Annotated in this window: 10 protein-coding genes; 2 read left to right on the top strand and 8 right to left on the bottom strand. The window is 71.3% G+C overall.

Features of this window, described 5'->3' with window-relative positions:
* Positions 1–4: 4 nt before the first annotated feature.
* A complete protein-coding gene (locus ACQPWU_RS38735; protein ID WP_433430549.1) occupies positions 5–472 on the bottom strand; it encodes a nitroreductase/quinone reductase family protein in 468 nt (155 codons plus the stop codon).
* A 190-nt stretch (positions 473–662) separates the two neighbouring features.
* Here ACQPWU_RS38735 and ACQPWU_RS38730 point away from each other — a divergent pair, with 190 nt between their 5' ends.
* Positions 663–1196 carry a MarR family winged helix-turn-helix transcriptional regulator gene (locus tag ACQPWU_RS38730; protein WP_433430548.1) on the top strand — a complete coding sequence of 178 codons (534 nt, stop codon included), beginning with the start codon at positions 663–665 and terminating at the stop codon, positions 1194–1196.
* Between the two features lie 72 nt (positions 1197–1268).
* On the opposite strand, the gene ACQPWU_RS38725 is transcribed toward ACQPWU_RS38730, so the two are convergent.
* A complete protein-coding gene (locus tag ACQPWU_RS38725) occupies positions 1269–1757 on the bottom strand; it encodes a hypothetical protein (protein ID WP_433430547.1) in 489 nt (162 codons plus the stop codon).
* Positions 1758–1862: 105 nt separating this feature from the next.
* Here ACQPWU_RS38725 and ACQPWU_RS38720 point away from each other — a divergent pair, with 105 nt between their 5' ends.
* Complete coding sequence (locus ACQPWU_RS38720; RefSeq protein ID WP_433430546.1) at positions 1863–3890, top strand: GxGYxYP domain-containing protein; 2028 nt, start codon at positions 1863–1865, stop codon at positions 3888–3890.
* 168 nt (positions 3891–4058) lie between these two features.
* Here ACQPWU_RS38720 and ACQPWU_RS38715 read toward each other — a convergent pair whose 3' ends face one another.
* The 6 genes from ACQPWU_RS38715 to ACQPWU_RS38690 all read right to left on the bottom strand — a co-directional run bounded on the left by ACQPWU_RS38715 (position 4059) and on the right by ACQPWU_RS38690 (position 15445).
* On the bottom strand, positions 4059–4910 hold the full coding sequence (locus tag ACQPWU_RS38715) for an endonuclease/exonuclease/phosphatase family protein (RefSeq protein ID WP_433430545.1): 852 nt from the start codon (positions 4908–4910) through the stop codon (positions 4059–4061).
* Complete coding sequence (locus ACQPWU_RS38710; RefSeq protein WP_433430543.1) at positions 4907–7948, bottom strand: GH92 family glycosyl hydrolase; 3042 nt, start codon at positions 7946–7948, stop codon at positions 4907–4909. The genes ACQPWU_RS38715 and ACQPWU_RS38710 overlap by 4 nt, the downstream gene beginning before the upstream one ends.
* Positions 7949–8032: 84 nt before the next feature.
* Positions 8033–9637, bottom strand: a complete 1605-nt coding sequence (locus tag ACQPWU_RS38705; RefSeq protein ID WP_433430541.1) for an FAD-dependent oxidoreductase — start codon at positions 9635–9637, stop codon at positions 8033–8035.
* On the bottom strand, positions 9634–11472 hold the full coding sequence (locus tag ACQPWU_RS38700) for an MGH1-like glycoside hydrolase domain-containing protein (protein WP_433430539.1): 1839 nt from the start codon (positions 11470–11472) through the stop codon (positions 9634–9636). The genes ACQPWU_RS38705 and ACQPWU_RS38700 overlap by 4 nt, the downstream gene beginning before the upstream one ends.
* Positions 11473–11480: 8 nt before the next feature.
* Entirely contained in the window at positions 11481–13364 is a 1884-nt protein-coding gene (locus tag ACQPWU_RS38695) for a glycoside hydrolase family 127 protein (RefSeq protein WP_433430537.1), read from the bottom strand.
* Positions 13361–15445, bottom strand: a complete 2085-nt coding sequence (locus ACQPWU_RS38690) for an exo-alpha-sialidase (RefSeq protein WP_433430536.1) — start codon at positions 15443–15445, stop codon at positions 13361–13363. Before ACQPWU_RS38690 ends, ACQPWU_RS38695 begins: the two co-directional genes overlap by 4 nt.
* Between the last annotated feature and the right edge of the window lie 15 nt (positions 15446–15460).

Here is a 15460-nt window from a genome sequence, read left to right as displayed (position 1 = left end):
CAGCTCATGGCCCGGGTCGGGGTGTCAGGCGGATGATCGGCAGCTCTCGGTCGGTCTTTTCCTGGTACTGGGCGAAGCGGGGTGCGGCGGCGGTGATCTGCTGCCAGGCCTGTTCACGTCCGGTCCCGTGGAGCTGCTCGGCCGTCACGGCGATCGTGCGGCCCTCGACCTCGACCCGGACCTGGTCGGGGTGAGCGGCGATGTTGTAGTACCAGGCCGGGTTCCCCGAGGCTCCGGCGGCTGAGGCCACGATCAGGTAGCTGCCGTCCGGGCCGGGGAACCAGCCGACCGGCGTGGTGCGCTCGGAGCCGCTTTTGCGGCCGACGGTCGTCAGGACCAGGGCGTTGAAGCCCATGAACGTGCCGCCGCCCTTACGGCGGATCCGCCTGGCCATCAGCTTGTTCAGCCAGCGGAACGCCCACCCGGACGGCTGGCGGGTGCCGCGGGTTCCGGCAGGGGTGTCGAAGCTCATGCGAGTCCTCCGTGACTTCAGGTCATGGGTTGGCCGACCGGCTGTTGCGGAAGCCGAACGACAGCCACACGCTGTCGGTGGCGTTCTTCAGGCCGGCGGGGATCCTGGGTCGTAACCGGCGCATAGGCGTCATAGTTAACGAAGCATACTGTACGCGGCATTAACTATATGCGACATGTACCATAACGTCGTGGCCAAAACGGGGCAAACGATCACGGGGACGGACTCCGCAGCGGGACTCGGTCGCGCGAGTGAAGGGCGGTGCGCCGGCGCGGGCGATCCGGAGATGGACGTCGCCACCGGACTGGTCCAGCTCACCGCCCTGGTGCAGGGCATCTACACGCGCGTCTCCGAACGCCACGACCTGACCCCCGTACAGGCCAAGCTGCTGTGCGTCCTGCTCGACGGTCCCCGAGGCATGGCCGATCTCGCGCGCTGCTTCGGCGTGGAGAAGGCGGCGCTCACCGGCCTCATGAACCGGGCGGAGCGGCGTGGGCTGGCCCAGCGATCATCGGTGCCGGGCGATCGGCGCGCCCTGCAGGTGACCTTGACCGACGCCGGCCACCAGGCGGCGATCGCCTTCCACGCCGAGGTGAGCGCGGAACTCGACCGGCTCATCGCATCCCTCAATGACGACGACCGCGAGCACTTCCGCAGCACGATGGCTGCGATCATCACACGCTGCAGGACATCATCGTCCGCCGCGGAACGCCGCTTGTCCTGATCTGAGGCGATCGGGGGGTGGTGGCAGCGCTCTGCCGCCAGGCCGGATCGTTTTCGGTCCTGAGCCGACGGCTCAGGTGAGGGTGGGGTAGTCGGTGTAACCGCGGTGGTCGCCGCCGAAGGACGTGCTGCGGTCGGGGGTGTTGAAGGGACCGCCGGCGGCCAGGCGGGCGGGCAGGTCGGGGTTGGCCAGGAACAGGGCCCCGTAGGAGATGAGATCGGCGGTGCCGTCCTCGATCAGGCCGAGCGCGTCGGGACCGGTGGGCTCCATGCCGGTGAACGGGTTGAGGATGAAAGCGCCGGGCCAGTCCTTGCGCAGGCGCAGCACCAGGTCCCGGACGCCAGGTGCCTCCATGAGGTGCAGATAGGCCAGGCCGATCGGAGCGAGCTCCCCGACCAGGGAGCCGTACGTCTCCTCCAGGTCGTCCTCGGTGATGTCGTTGTAGGGGTTGCCCGGAGACAGGCGGATGCCGGTCCGCGCGGCGCCGGGCCGGGGCGCGCCCTTCCCACTGTTCGGCGGCTCATCGCGCAGCCCCGTGCTCTGGAACGTCGCCTGCGGCATTCGCCTGATTGACACCATGGACAACATCGCGTCACGTTGTTACGTTCGAGTGACAGTTGACAGCGGTGTCAATCCTTGTCCCCCCACGAGGAGCGGAGATCGTTGATGGTGTCACGACGCAGTTTCCTCCGGGCGAACGGCGTGGTCCTCGCGGCCGGCGGTCTCGGCCTCACCCTCCAGGGCCCCGCCGCCGCGAGAACCAGCCCCACCGCCCCCCTCCTTCCGAACTTCGGCCGTCCCTCCCACCTCGACTTCGCCGACATCAGCACCCTCCACGGCAACGACCAGTTGCTCCTGACCACCCTCCAGGGCGTCGTCAACCGCCGCCGCCCGCGCCTCTACTTCAACTACGACGCCGCCGGCTACGACCAGCGCTGGCTGTCCAGCACCGGCGCAGCGGTCACGCGCCACGACCGCCCCCTCGACCTGGTCGCCCGCTACCGCGCCGAGGTACGCGGTGCGATCCTGCACGACCCGGACGTCCCCGACTCGGTCAACGTCGCCACCACCCTGGCCGGCCTGGAGAGCGCCGTCGCCGCCACCGCCGAGCAGGCCGCCGCGCACGGCCTTCGGACTGTCGTGGACCTGCGTGGCCGCTTCGACCCCGCCGACGTCCTGGCCACGTACCGCTGGCAACTCGACCAGCTGTTCCCCCGCTGCACCCACACCCTGCTCGCCGGGCTCCCGCCCACCAGGACCGTGCGGGTGGACGGCGTGCAGTGGCGCGAGCTCGCGCGAGAGACCGAGCGTGTCCGCGACTCCTCCAACCGGGCGGTGCGCACGTTCGACCTGAGCCAGGAGCTGCCGACCGCCCAGGACGGCGTCTATCTGCGCTTCCAGGACTCGCTCGGCGACGACGGCTGGGGCGCGTCGGTGGGCTCGGTGAAGGTGAGCGCGGACGGGACACAGATCGCGGCGTTCACCCCCGGCACGGACGCCGAGGCCCCCTACCTCTTCGACGGACTCAACTCCGCCATCGGCGGCGACGACAACCGCTTCGCCGACGGCGGCAACTACTTCGTCTACCGCTTCACCGCCCCCGCCGGCGCCCGGCAACTGCTCGTCGAGGTGGACCTGTGGAACCAGTACCTGGTCACCGCCGCCACCACCGCCCCCACCCGGGTCGAGCCGTTCCCCTACTTCCGCGACTACGCGGTGGCGACCCGGGCCATGGTCTTCTGGTTGCCGCCCACCGGCGGGACCGGTGAGCTGCTCGACGAGATCTTCGGCCGGGTAGAGCCCGCCACCCCGTACGCGGGCTGGTTCTCCAACGACGTGGCAGGCGAGTGGGGCGGCGTCGACCGGGCGTCCCAGCACGGCGTCGAGGTGGTCCCCGCCGACTACTACATGAACGCCACCGTCCACGCCGGGGTCTCCGCCGAGATCTCCGACCGGGTGCGACCGCGACCGCCGGCCAGGCTGCGCAACCGCGTCTACCTCACGCTCACCATCGGCGAGGGCGACAACATCCAGTACTGCCAGCGCCGGATGCGCGAGATCTGGGACGACCCCAAGCGCGGCGGCGTGCCGGTCAACTGGACGGTCAGCCCGCTGCTGGCCGACATCGGGCCCGCTCTGCTGGCGTACTACCAGCGCACGGCCACCGCCGACGACCTGCTCGTCGCCGGCCCGTCCGGCGCCGGCTACACCTATCCGGGGTCGTGGCCGGCGGCGGCGCTGGCCGCGTACACACAGCTCACCGGCCGTTTCCTGCGCCGCACCGGCATGGATCTCGTCTACGGCTACAACCACCGCAAGCCCGATGGCGACGGCTGGGTGGCCTTCGACGAGCGCATCGCCGCCGCGTACCGGCGCGACACTCCGGTGCGCGGCATCATCCAGTCGTGGGAGACCGGCGACCTGCTGATCGACCCGGCGGGCCTGCCCGTGATCGGGAACTTCTCGCCGCAGGGCAAGGCGCAGGAGTACCGGGACACGCTGGTGCGGCGGATCGAGGGATGGGACGGGGGTGAGCCGCTGTTCATCGCCTGCGCGGTCAACGCCTGGAACTGGACGCCGTCCGACATCGCCGAGCTCGCAGGTCTCCTGGCGGACCCGTTCGAGATCGTCCGCGGTGACACGTTCTTCGCGCTGTTAGGGGAACATCTGTCGGGCGGCCGCGGGGCGTCATAGAAGTCGGCGTCACCGGTCGCGGCGTCGGGGCGGGAGCCGGCTGCGATTCGCACAGGTCGGGCAGGTCCGCCGGGGCGGGCGGCCTGTCCGAGTGGGAGCCGGCAACCTGATCCACGGCAGGGCGGGCTCGGCGACGAATTCGCCGTCCCGCCCCGCGTGGTCAGTGGTTCATCGGCCCCGTTTGACCGTGATGTCGGCGACGACGGGGAGGTGGTCGGAGGCCGGGGTGTGCGGGACCTGCGTGGCGCGGACGCTCACCGAGCGGGAGACCGCCACGTAGTCGATGCGCCTGTCGGGCGCCTCGGCCGGATAGGTCAGATCGGGCTTCCCCGCCATGGCGTCGGTGAGCTCGGTCCACAGCGGGGCGAGCTCGGGCGCGTCGGGGCGGGCGTTGAAGTCGCCGAGCAGGACTTGCGGGTCCTGGCCCCCGCGCTCGGCCATGATCTTGAGGGTGTCGGCCACCTGGAGCTGCCGGACCGCGGGATCCGAGCGGTAGTCCAGGTGGGTGCCGTACACGTGCACGTGGGCTCCCTTGGCGTTGACCACGACCTCGGGGAAGCCCGGCGCGGGCTCGGGCACCGGGTTCGGCGTCTGGGTCGACAACCGGGTGATCGAGTGGTTCTGCGAGTACAGGACCGGATATCTGGTCAGGATCGCGTTGCCGTACTGCCTGCGGGGTTCGCCGTCCGCCGGCGGGTCGAGATCGTAGATCGGGCCGAAGAAGACCCGCATGCCCAGGGCGGTGGCGAGCTCCGAGGCCAGGTCGCGCCACTCGCTGCGGGCGCCCCAGTGGACGTCCACCTCCTGCAGGGCGATGACGTCGGCGTTCAGCGCGCGCATCGCCTCCACCTGACGCGCGACGTCGAAGCGGCCGTCCTGCCCGGCGCCCGCGTGGATGTTGTACGTGGCCACCCGGAGCCGCACGTCCCGGCCGTTCGCGTCCGCCATGGCGGGCGGTGCGCTCAGTACGGCCGCGACAGTCGTGGCCACCAGTGCGGCGGTGAAGAAGGTTCGTCTCATCGCTTTTCGTCCTCGTTCGATGTGCGGGCGGTCAGTGCGAAGATCTTGATGTTGGGCACCGCGGGGCTGGTGAACGAGACCGCCTCCCGGGCCGCGTCGGCGGGTACCGACACCCGCCAGACGTTCACCTTGCGGCCGTCGGCGGTGTTGTTGATGTTGTAGCGGGTGCCGGCCGTGATCGCCGCCTCCTCGCCGAAGCGGGGTGACGGGCTCGCCCAGTCGGTCACCTTGAGCGGAGCCGTGGAGGTCGTGCCGTCCGCGTAGGTGATCGTGAGCTCGGTCTGCTGGTCGCCGTTCACGGCGGTGACCAGCAGGTCGAGGGCCTGGTAGCGGCCCGGCGTGAGGTAGGTGCGCTGGCCGCGCAGGCTGTGGAAGTTGCCCGCCGTGCCCTTGGTCTCCGGGATCAGATAGGCGCGGCCCGACACGGTGCGCATGCCCGGCTCGGGCAGCTGCTCGGCGGGGAAGCTCCAGCCCTTGCCGTCCAGGTTGCCCTGGGGCTTGGCGTCGGTGGTGGCCACGCCGTCCACGTCGTACTGGAGTTTCTGGGCGCAGGAGGAGCCGGACGGCTCGCACGCGGCGGGCAGGTTCGGGATCGGGACGTCGGCGGCGGGGACGCGGTCGACGGGGAGGTCGCCGGATCCGGTCGCCCACGAGGTGCCGGGGGTGGCGCCGACGTTCACCAGGACGTCGCCGCCCTTGTTGAGCAGGGACTCGGGGAGCCAGGAGCGGGTGTACGCCTTGCCGTTGACCTTCACGTCCTGGATGTAGACGGCCTCGGGGGCGGCCTGCGGGGCGCTCACCGTGATCGTGCGGCCGTTGCCGCGCTTGATCCAGGCCTTCGGGAACATGGGGCTGGACAGCAGCATCTCGGCCCGGCTCGGCGTCTGGGGGTACATGCCGAGCGCGGCGAAGACGTACCAGGCGGACATGGTGCCGAGGTCGTCGTTGCCGGGCAGGCCGCCGGGGCCGGTCTTGTACACGAGGGACGCCATCGCGCGCACCGTCTCCTGGGTCTTCCACGGCTGACCCAGCGCGTTGTAGAGCCACGGGATGTGGATGCCGGGCTCGTTCGTCGGGTCGTAGCGGAAGCCGTCGCCGCCGGTCGCCCACGAGCCGTCGGCGCGGTGGAAGAACGTGTCGAGCCGCTTGGCCGCCTGCTGCCTGCCGCCCATGGCGGCGGCCAGCCCGGACACGTCGTGCTGGACCATCCAGGTGTAGGTGGCGCTGGTGCCCTGGGCGAAACCGGCGTCGGAGGTCGCCGAGAACGGCCACAGCCAGGTGCCGTCGGCCTTGCGCGCCTGCTGGTAGCCGCCCTCCTGGCCGGCCGACGGGTTGAAGGTGCTGCGCCACCAGCTCGCCCGCGGCATCAGCAGGTCGTGCTCCGCGTCGCGGCCGAGCCGCCCTGCCCAGTCCGCGAGCGCGAAGTCGGCGGTCGCGTCCTCGAGCGTCTCCGCCGCGCCGCCCCAGCAGTGGCAGGTGTCCTGGGGCGCGTAGCCGAGCCGCAGGTACTCGGCCAGGTTCGGGCGCTGGCCCTCGCACTGCCCCGGGCACCCCTTGTCGGACAGGCCGGACGGGTGCGGCACGGTCGCCTGCTTCACCAGGGAGTCGAAGGCTCCGCGTACGTCGAAGTCGCGCACGCCGAGCGCGTAGAAGCCGGCGAGCGCGGGGGCCGACGGGTCGCCGGTCATCACGTGGGTGGGGCCGTTGACGTGCACCCAGCGGTCCCAGACGCCGCCGTTCTGCTGCGCCAGGTTGTACAGGGACTGGGCGTAGTCGCCGGCGACCTGTGGTTCGAGCAGCGCCAGGAGCTGGGTGTGCGCGCGGTACTGGTCCCAGCCGGAGAAGTTGCCGTACTGGGCGCCCTGCCCGCGGGCCAGCCCGTGCACCTTCTGGTCGCTGCCGAGGTAGGTGCCCGCGACGTCGCTGGTCACGTTGGGCTGCAGGTAGGAGTGGTACATCGCCGTGTAGAACGTGGTCAGCAGGTCCGCGGAGCCACCGGCCACCTCGACCGAGCGGAGCCGGTCGTTCCACGTGCGGGTGGCCCTGCCGGCCACGGACGCGACGTCGTCCCGCAGGGAGATCTCCTTGGCGAGGTTCTGCTTGGCCGCCGCCAGGCTGGTGTAGGAGATGCCGACCTTCATGCGGACGTCGGTGTCGGCGAAGGTGACGTACCCGCCGGAGCCGCGGCCCGCGCGGTCGGCGCCCGTGGCGTAGCCCTCGCCGCCGCTCGCCGTCGTCGTGCCGGGGCGCAGGTCGCCGTTCACCCAGGTGCCGGTGCCGGAGAAGGCGCGGTCGAACGAGGCGGCGAAGTGCAGCCGGTAGTAGCTCTTGCGGTTGTTGACGCCGCCGTTGGCCCGGCGGCCGCAGAACGCGCCGGTCAGCACCGAGCCGGTGACCGTACGGGTGGCGGGGTCGATCGTGATCTCGGCGTCCTCGCTGCCGTTGAGCGAGTTGGACACCCGGAACAGCAGGCTGGCGGGTGAGCCCTTGGGGAAGGTGAACTCGCCCACGCCCGCGCGGGTCGTGACCGCGAGGTCGGTCTTGACGCCGGAGTCCAGCGTGACCGTGTACCGGCCGGGCCGCGCGCTCTCGTTGTCGTGGCTGAAGGTGCTCGAGTAGATCGCGTCGGTCGTGTCCGCGGTCGGCGACGACGTGACCTCGCCGGCGAACGGCAGGATCGGGACGTCCCCCGCGGCCCCCGGATGGCAGCCCGCGCCGTTGACGTGCGTGAGCGCGAAGCCCCTCACGCGGGGCGTGTTGTAGGAGTAGCCGTTGGCGCCGGCGGCGTTGGTCTGGTCGCCCGACGTGTTGGTCGGGCTCCACGAGAGCATCCCGAACGGCAGGACGGCGCCAGGGTAGGTGTTGCCGCCGTTGGCCGATCCGATCAGCGGGTCGACATGGCTTACGGGATCGGTGACCCTGGCGGGGGAGGGGGCTGCGGCTGCCGGGACGGCGACGGCTGTGCTGAGCACCGTGCCGATGACCGCGGTGGCGAGCCACGAACGGGGAGAGAACACCTCGTGATCACATCGGCTCACACTAACCGAACCATGAACGCGCACGTAAGCCTGGAAGTCCGGACAAATAATCCCCGCACCCCCGTCGAGCAGCCCCGACCGCCGTCAGTACCCCCGCACCTGGGGCCAGGCCAGCTCGAAACCGTCGGCGACCAGCTCGGCCTGGAACCGTTCGAGCACGGCGGGGTCCTCGTGGACCTGCGCCGGTTCGAGCCGGTTCCGCAGGCAGTACGCCGCCAAGGCGCCGGCCGCCTCGCCGACGTTCCACTCCACCGGGTGCAGGCGATAGCAGCCGTTGGTGATGTGCGTGGTGCCGAGGTTCTTCCCGGCGGCCAGCACGTTGCGCACGCGTATCGGCAGCAGCGCGCCCAGGGGGATCTGGAACGGGCAGCTCGCCACGTCGATGTAGTTGTCGCCGCCGGTGGAGGGGTGCAGATCGATGCGGTACATCCCGATGCCCACGGTGTCGTGGTAGGCGACCGCGCCGTGCTCGCCGCGCACCGCCAGCGACAGGTCGTGCTCCACGATCGTGCGGCGGGCGCGGATGCGCCGCGACTCGCGGATGTAGGGGCTCTTGGCCAGGCCGTCGGCGGTCCCCATGACGTCGGGGCGCAGCCGCAGCCCCGGCCAGCCGGTGCCGCCGTCGGGCCGCGGCGCCTCGGTCTGCAGCCAGTACAGCATGCTGAGCGCCTGGTCCCTGGCGCCCCGGAGATGCCGGGCCCGCTCGTCGTCGGGGACTCCGATCAGCGGGCCGGGCAGGTAGTCGATCTGCGGCCAGTTGACGATGACGACGTCGCTGGCCGCGAAGCCGGGCTCGAACACCTCCCGGCACAGGACGCGCCGGAACACCCACAGGTCCTTGTCGCCCGGGTCGCGGCTCTGGTCGGCGACGACCGACCCGGAGGAGGCGTTCGGCACGAATGTGCGCGGCGCGGGCTCCAGCGTGCGCGGGTCGGGGGCGACGAGGCTGAGCAGCCGGTCCGGCCAGAACGGCGGCCGGTAGTCGCGCCAGAAGGCGTACTCGTCGGGCTTGTCGATGGTGTGGTCCTCGCCGGCGCGGTGCTCGATGGCGAAGACCCAGGAGAACGCCTGCATGTTCGCCGGCTGGGCCTGCGCGGGGGCGCTGGGCTCGCCGGTCTCCCCCGCTGACTCGAAGCCGGTGACGTGCTCGATCCCGGCCAGCGGCAGCAGATCGCCCAGCTCGGTGGCGTCGAGCACGTACGGCGCGCGGACATGGAACGGCTCGTCGTCAGGGCCCGCGAAGGTCACTCCGGTCACCCGGTCGCCGTCCACGTCGGCGGCCACCGGCCGGTGCAGGTAGCGGATCGTCAGCCGCCCGGCGGAGAGGTAGGGGCCGACCATGGCGGCCAGCACCGCCGCGGCCACCCGCGGCTCGCAGCAGAGCCTGCTGACCGTTCCGCGCCCCGGGTTGAGGTCGGGCGTCTCGAGGGACTGCCTGGTCAGCGGGTACCAGGTGCGGTAGTGGTCGCGGATCGCCTCGCGCAGCCTGCGGTAGGAGCGGGTCGCGCCGAACTGCTCGATCCACGGGTGCTCGTCCGGCGGCACGCCCTGGCTGGTGAGCTGTCCGCCCAGCCAGTCGGTCTCCTCGGTGAGCACGACGGTGCGGCCGCGCCGCAGCGCCGCCAGCGCCGCGGCGACCCCGCCCATCCCGCCCCCGACCACCAGGACGTCGGCCTCGGCGCTGGTCAAATCACATCACCCTTCTCGAAGAAGCCGACCTCGCCGCGTTCCATGAGGACGATGAGGCTCAGCAGCGCGCCCCAGGTCTGGAACGGCTCGCTGTTCGGCTTGTCGCACGCGCCGCCGTGGATGCTGGAGTAGTTCTCGTGCACGTGGCGGTGCTGGTTCCATTCCTTCAGCACGAGCCGGGAGCTGCCTTCGGCGAGCCACGCGGCCGCCGGCAGTTCCCCGGCGCGCAGCAGTCCCAGGTAGACGAGGAAGTTCACCGGCGGCCACGCCCGTCCCGCCCAGTAGCTGCCTTCTCCCACGTCGACCGGCTCGCTGCGGGGCTCGGTCGGCAGCAGCCATTCGCCGCCGAAGCCGTCGTCGGTCATCAGATGCCCGGACACCATTCGCCGGGTCCGTTCCCCCTCGCCGACGCCGGCCAGCAGGGGGTAGAAGCTCATCGTGGACAACCGCTCGGTCGGGAGCCCGGTGTCGGTGCGCCTGCTGCGGTAGATGCCGCTCGGCTCGTCCCACAGGGATTCCATCGCCTCGACGACGGCCGCGTGCCGCTCGTGCAGCTCCGCCGCGGCCTCCCGGTCGCCGAGGATGCCGGCGATGTCGGCGAGCGCCTCGCAGTCGGCCGCGTACAGGCTGTTCAGCCCCACGTCGTGGGCGGCGAGCAGGCTCTTGGCCTGGTCGAAGGGCACGTCGTCGAAGACGGGGTGCGCGTCCCAGCCGGTCTCGCAGGTCGCGCCGAAGTGCTGGTGGATGCGGGGGACGTCCTGCGGCGAGGGAAACTCGGCGTCGAAGTACGTGGAGCCCGCGCACAGCAGGTCGCCGTCCCGGCGCACCCGCCACCACCAGCGGTTCCAGGACAGCAGCGGCTCGAACGTCTCCTCCAGGAACCACCGCTCGCCGAACCTGCGGTAGAGCTCGCGGGTCACCAGCGAGCCCACCGGCGGCTGGGACCCGTCGTAGGTCTTGCGGCCGGTGCCCTGCTCGACGTTGGGGACGAACCCCTCCGGCGTCAGGGCCCGCAGCATCTCGACCGTGTTGACGTAGGCGAGCTCCTTGCTCGACACGCCCGCCAGCAGCGCGTTGAAGAACGCGTCCCAGCAGAACAGGGCGTAGCCGCCGCGCTTGCCGACGTTCCAGAGCCGGCTGACGGTCGTGATCACGCGGGACCGCGAGGGTTCGTAGATCGTGTTCCAGGATATGGCGTCCCTGACGATCTCGCGGTGCTGCGCCAGGGGATCGGTGCCGGCCGTCCCGATCTCGGTGGAGGCGCGGGCGACGATCTCCGCGATCTCCGTCAGGTCGCGGGCGCGGCCGGTGCTGATCCCGACGGCGCCGGTCAGCTCCATCGCCAGGTACGGCCCGTCGATGTCGGTGTAGGGGTCGTCGACGTGCGGAGCCGTGCAGAAGACCTGGACGGTTCCGCCGGGCCCTTCGGCGGTGATCCGGTCGCCCTCGCGGGTGACGGAGCCGGGCCGGTTCCACAGGTAGGCGACGCCGGCGGTCAGCAGCGCGCTCCTACGCTGGTTGGCGGTGGGTGTCACCAGCACGACCAGGTCGTCGCCCGCGTGCGCGCTCTGCACCCGGACCGTGATGCCCGCCCACGTCACGGTCGTCTCGGTGTAGCCGCCGTCGTGGGCGTGCCGGCCCAGGGTGACGGTCTCCGCGCCCTCGGTGCGGCGGCCGATCTGGGCGGCGCGCAGCGATGTGCCCCGGTAGTACTCCTTCAGGCCGAGGGACAGGCCCAGGGCGTCGGGGAGGAGGACGTGGGAGAGCACGCTCCGCGTGTCCCAGGTGTTCCAGCCTCGGGCGAGCGAGGCCTGGATACGGGCGTAGTTCGTCATGTGTTCCTTCATGTCGTCAGCCGGGGGATCCACACCCGCATGGCGTGCGGGCCGCGGTTGGCCCAGGCGTAGTAAGGGATCAGCGTGATGTCCGTGGACCGCGCCGGCGGGACCGGCTGCCCGAAGGGCCGGTAGGGGGACTCGGCAGGTCCCTGCGTGAGCGCGCCGCCGGCTCGGAGCACGGTCACGCCGTCGAAGAGGTCCGGCCGGTGTTCGGGCCGCGGCGGCGTGGTGGTGTCGATGCGGATGTCCTCCAGCACGACGCCGGACGGTTGGTCGGGCTGTTCGATCGCGTAGACCAGCGGCCCACGGGCGACGGCGACACACCCTCGTGTCGCATCGATCCGGTCGTCGGCCACCAGGAGCCGAACGGGCATGGGCATCCGCAGCAGCACCCGATCTCCCGCCTGGAACACCCGGCGGATGCGGGCGTAGCCGCCCGGCGTCACCGGCTTGTCATCCACGGAGGATCCTTCTGCCCAGTCCGGTACGCGCAGCGCCAGTTCCACCTCCCGCCGGGGCGCCTCGCGTACGGTCACCGTGACCAGGCCGTCCCATGGGTACTCGGTGTCGATGTCCACGGTGAGGCCACCAGAGGTCAGCGTGCTCTGGGCATACAGGTGCACCTGGAGCCCGTCCTCCCCGCCGGTCGCCAGGTACGCGGGGAGGCCGGCCAGAGTACGCATCACGTTGGGAGGGCAGCACGCGCAGTTGAACCATGGGCGGCGGCCGTGCGCCGGTGACCGCTGCACATCACCCCGTGCGCCGGTCCGCCGGTGAAGCGTGTTGACGTAGAAGTAGTCCGCCCCGGTCAGCGACACCGCGGGCAGCAGGGCGTTGTACAGCAGCAGCTCGATCTGGTCGGCGTACGCGGATTCGCCGGTGGCCAGCAGCAGCCGCCACGCCCACTGCATCGCCCCGATTCCGGCGCATGTCTCCGCGTACGCCCGATCGGGCGGCAACTCGTACGCCTCGCCGAACGCCTCGCCATCCCAGCGTGCGCCGATGGCGCCGGTGACGTGCTGCTTCTGGCGGCGCATCGCGTCGTACTGCCGGCGCACCGCCGCCAGCAGTTCGGCGTCGCCGGTCTCGATGGCGACGTCGGTGGCGCCCGCCGCGAGGTAGACGGCGCGCACGGCGTGCCCCTCCACCGTTCCCGCCTCGCGTACGGGCAGCCGGTCGGAGTAGTGGGCGGGGTCGCCGTAGTGGGAGGGGTCGAAGCCCGGTTTGCCGGCACGGCCGTGTCCGCGGGCCTCGACGAAGTGACGAGCCAGGTCCAGGTACCGTCGCACACCCGTCTGCCGATAGAGCTCGACGAGAGCCATCTCCACCACGGGGTGCCCGTCCAGCTCGCCGCGCCGGTCGGTTCCGAACGTGTCGGCGAGATGGTCGGCCAGCCGGGTGGCGACCCGCAGCAGCTGCGTCCGGCCGGTTGCCCGGGCCGCGGCCACGGCCGCCTGGATCAGGTGACCCGCGCAATAGTGCTCGTGGCTCATCCACAGCCGCGCGTACCGTTCCTCGCCGCGGACCTGGATGGCGGAGTTGAGGTACCCGTCTTCGCGTTGCGCCGCCGCGATCGTACGGCTGAGTTCGAGCAGGTGGTCCAGCAGTCTTTCGCCGGGGCTGCGCGCGTACTCCCAGGCGACCGCCTCCAGCCATTTGTAGACATCGGAGTCACGGAAGCTCGCACCCTGGGCCGTACCGGTGACCTCGCCCGCGGCGATCCGGAGATTGCCGATGTTGCCCGCTTCGACCAGCCGTTCATGCCCAAGTGGGATCGCACCGCGGTTGGCGTCCAGCCGCCGGGCCCAGAACCCGCCGAGCACGCGGGCGGCCGAGGGCGGCAGCGGGCGCAACGCCACGGCGGCGGTAGAGCTCGGTATGGCCGTCATGCCGGCGCCTGCCGGCGGAACCGGACGGCGTCGGCGATGACCACACCGTCAGCCGCGTCGCTGAGCTCGACATATCCCTCGAGGCCGGCTCGGAAGGAGAAGGTGCCCAAAGACGTCCATTCACCCATGCGGACGTCGGGCACACCGCGTACCCGCTGGTTGACGGCCACCGGAGTCGCGCCTTCGGCGTGGTGGACGACGTACGTGGCGTTCGTGGCCCGGTTGGCGTCGGCCGAGTAGGAGACGAGCACCTCGTATCGATCGTCGCCCGGGAGCGCCGGCCGCCACCGCGCGACGTTGCCGCCGGTGCCGCGCGCGTGCGTCAGGTAGTTGAATCCGTAGTACCCGGTGACGCCCCTGCTGCTCGGCCAGGAGCCGGTGACGTCGAAGCCGAGCCCGCCGTTGTCGACGGTGACCTCCTCGCGGATGTCCGGTGCGGTGGCTGCCCGGATGAGGCTCAGCTGATCGAGGGAGATGGCCGTGCCGCCACCTCGGCCGGCGCCGGCCAGCGTGAAGCGGATGGTGTGCGGGCCGGGCCGCAACCCCATCCGATCCAGGAGAACGACGTCGTAGCCGTCGCCGCGGAACGCCGTCAGATCCGACGTGGAGTTGCGTGGAGTCTTCCCGTCCACGGTCACCGCCATGAGGCCCCCGTCCGCGGACCTGTAGTAGCGCAGCCATAATTCGTGCTCGCCGCCGCGGGCGACGACGAAGGGGTACTCGATGAAGTCGCCGGCCGCGGCGGGGGCGAAGGCCGCGCGGGCGCCGCCGCGCGCGGTGGCCTCGCGTACCACTGACACCGTCCCGCCTGACCGGCGGGCACGCGTTGCCGGATGACCCAGGTCGTGCGTCGTCTCGGTCAGCCTCGGGCCGGTGGCCAGGCTGTCGCGGCCCTGCGTCAGCCACTCCAGGTTGAACCGGGCGGCGGCCACGCGCCGCGGTGTGCCGTCGAGGTCGCCGTCGCAGCCGTAGAGGAGCACGATGGTGCCGTCGGACAGGCACGCCAGATCCGAGTAATACCCCCGGCCCGGGTTGACGGAGCGGCTGTATCTGAAGGAGTGGCCTTCGTCGTAGCTCACCGCGACGGTCATGTTCCAGCGCATCGGAGAGTCGGGCCGGCTGAACAGCACGCGGTTGACGGCTCGGCTGCGCGGCCCGCCGGTGTAGCGGATGAGACCGGTGTCGCAGCCGTTGAAGAGTCCGGGGCTGAAGTCCATTCTGGGCGGCGACCAGGTCAAACCATCGTCCTCGCTGACCGCGATGTCCCGCGGCCAGTCGTTGCCCGAACCGGGCCGGCTGTTCATCACCACCGTGCCGTCCTCGCGCTGCACCAGCCTGGCCTCCCCTACGACGGGATAGCCCTCTCCCATCGGCACCTCGCCACCGGCCTGCCACGTGCGGCCGTGGTCATCGCTGTAGACGGTCGAGGCGCCGTAGTGGCGATCGGCGGTGGGGACACCGGTGATGATGGTCCGGTGGGAGACGGTGAGGAGCAGCCGGCCCGAGTCGAGCTGGATGCCGTGACCGGGCCCCGGGCCGTGCATCGCCCAGTTGTACGTGAAGTGGTCGAAGAGCCCGTCCAGGCTGCGCCGCTCGCTCCAGGTGACGCCGCCGTCCTTGCTCGAGATGACGTACACCGTGCTGGAGTCGGCGGAGCAACTGGTGTTCTCCGGCAACTTCACGCAGAGCCCGTGGAACAGGAACACCTCACCCGTCACACGGTCCACCACGAAGGTGGGGTTGGACCAGCACTGGCCGTCGACGGAGAGCTCCACAGCCTGGGAGGGGCTCCAGGTCTGGCCCCCGTCGGTGCTGCGGCGGACGAGCAGGTCGTGCGGTCCGGCGTCGCACACCTCGTGCCGGCCTTCGGTACAGGCCAGGATCGTGTCGTCGGGCAGTACGGCCAGGCCGTACACGTGGTAGCTGGCCAGCGGGTCCACGGCCGAGTCCCACAGGGTGGTCTCCGCGAAGAACGGTGCGGCTGGGGCCGTGGAGGCCGCGGCGGGGGAGGGCAGGGCGGTCGTGGCGGCGCCTGCGGCGAGCCCGAGAGCGAACGTCCGCCGGCTGATGGGCATGGTCATGCGACTCTCCTCGGG

The organism is Nonomuraea sp. CA-141351 (assembly GCF_050944675.1).
In the GTDB taxonomy this organism is placed as follows: Bacteria; Actinomycetota; Actinomycetes; order Streptosporangiales; family Streptosporangiaceae; genus Nonomuraea.
This window is presented reverse-complemented; position numbering and strand designations above follow the sequence as displayed.

Excerpts from the sequence above, each read along its gene's own strand:
- ACQPWU_RS38690 (WP_433430536.1), bottom strand. The coding sequence starts at position 15,445 with ATGACCATGCCCATCAGCCGGCGGACGTTCGCTCTCGGGCTCGCCGCA.
- ACQPWU_RS38700 (WP_433430539.1), bottom strand. The coding sequence starts at position 11,472 with ATGACGAACTACGCCCGTATCCAGGCCTCGCTCGCCCGAGGCTGGAAC.
- ACQPWU_RS38715 (WP_433430545.1), bottom strand. The coding sequence starts at position 4,910 with ATGAGACGAACCTTCTTCACCGCCGCACTGGTGGCCACGACTGTCGCG.
- ACQPWU_RS38725 (WP_433430547.1), bottom strand. The coding sequence starts at position 1,757 with ATGCCGCAGGCGACGTTCCAGAGCACGGGGCTGCGCGATGAGCCGCCG.
- ACQPWU_RS38735 (WP_433430549.1), bottom strand. The coding sequence starts at position 472 with ATGAGCTTCGACACCCCTGCCGGAACCCGCGGCACCCGCCAGCCGTCC.
- ACQPWU_RS38695 (WP_433430537.1), bottom strand. The coding sequence starts at position 13,364 with ATGACGGCCATACCGAGCTCTACCGCCGCCGTGGCGTTGCGCCCGCTG.
- ACQPWU_RS38720 (WP_433430546.1), top strand. The coding sequence starts at position 1,863 with ATGGTGTCACGACGCAGTTTCCTCCGGGCGAACGGCGTGGTCCTCGCG.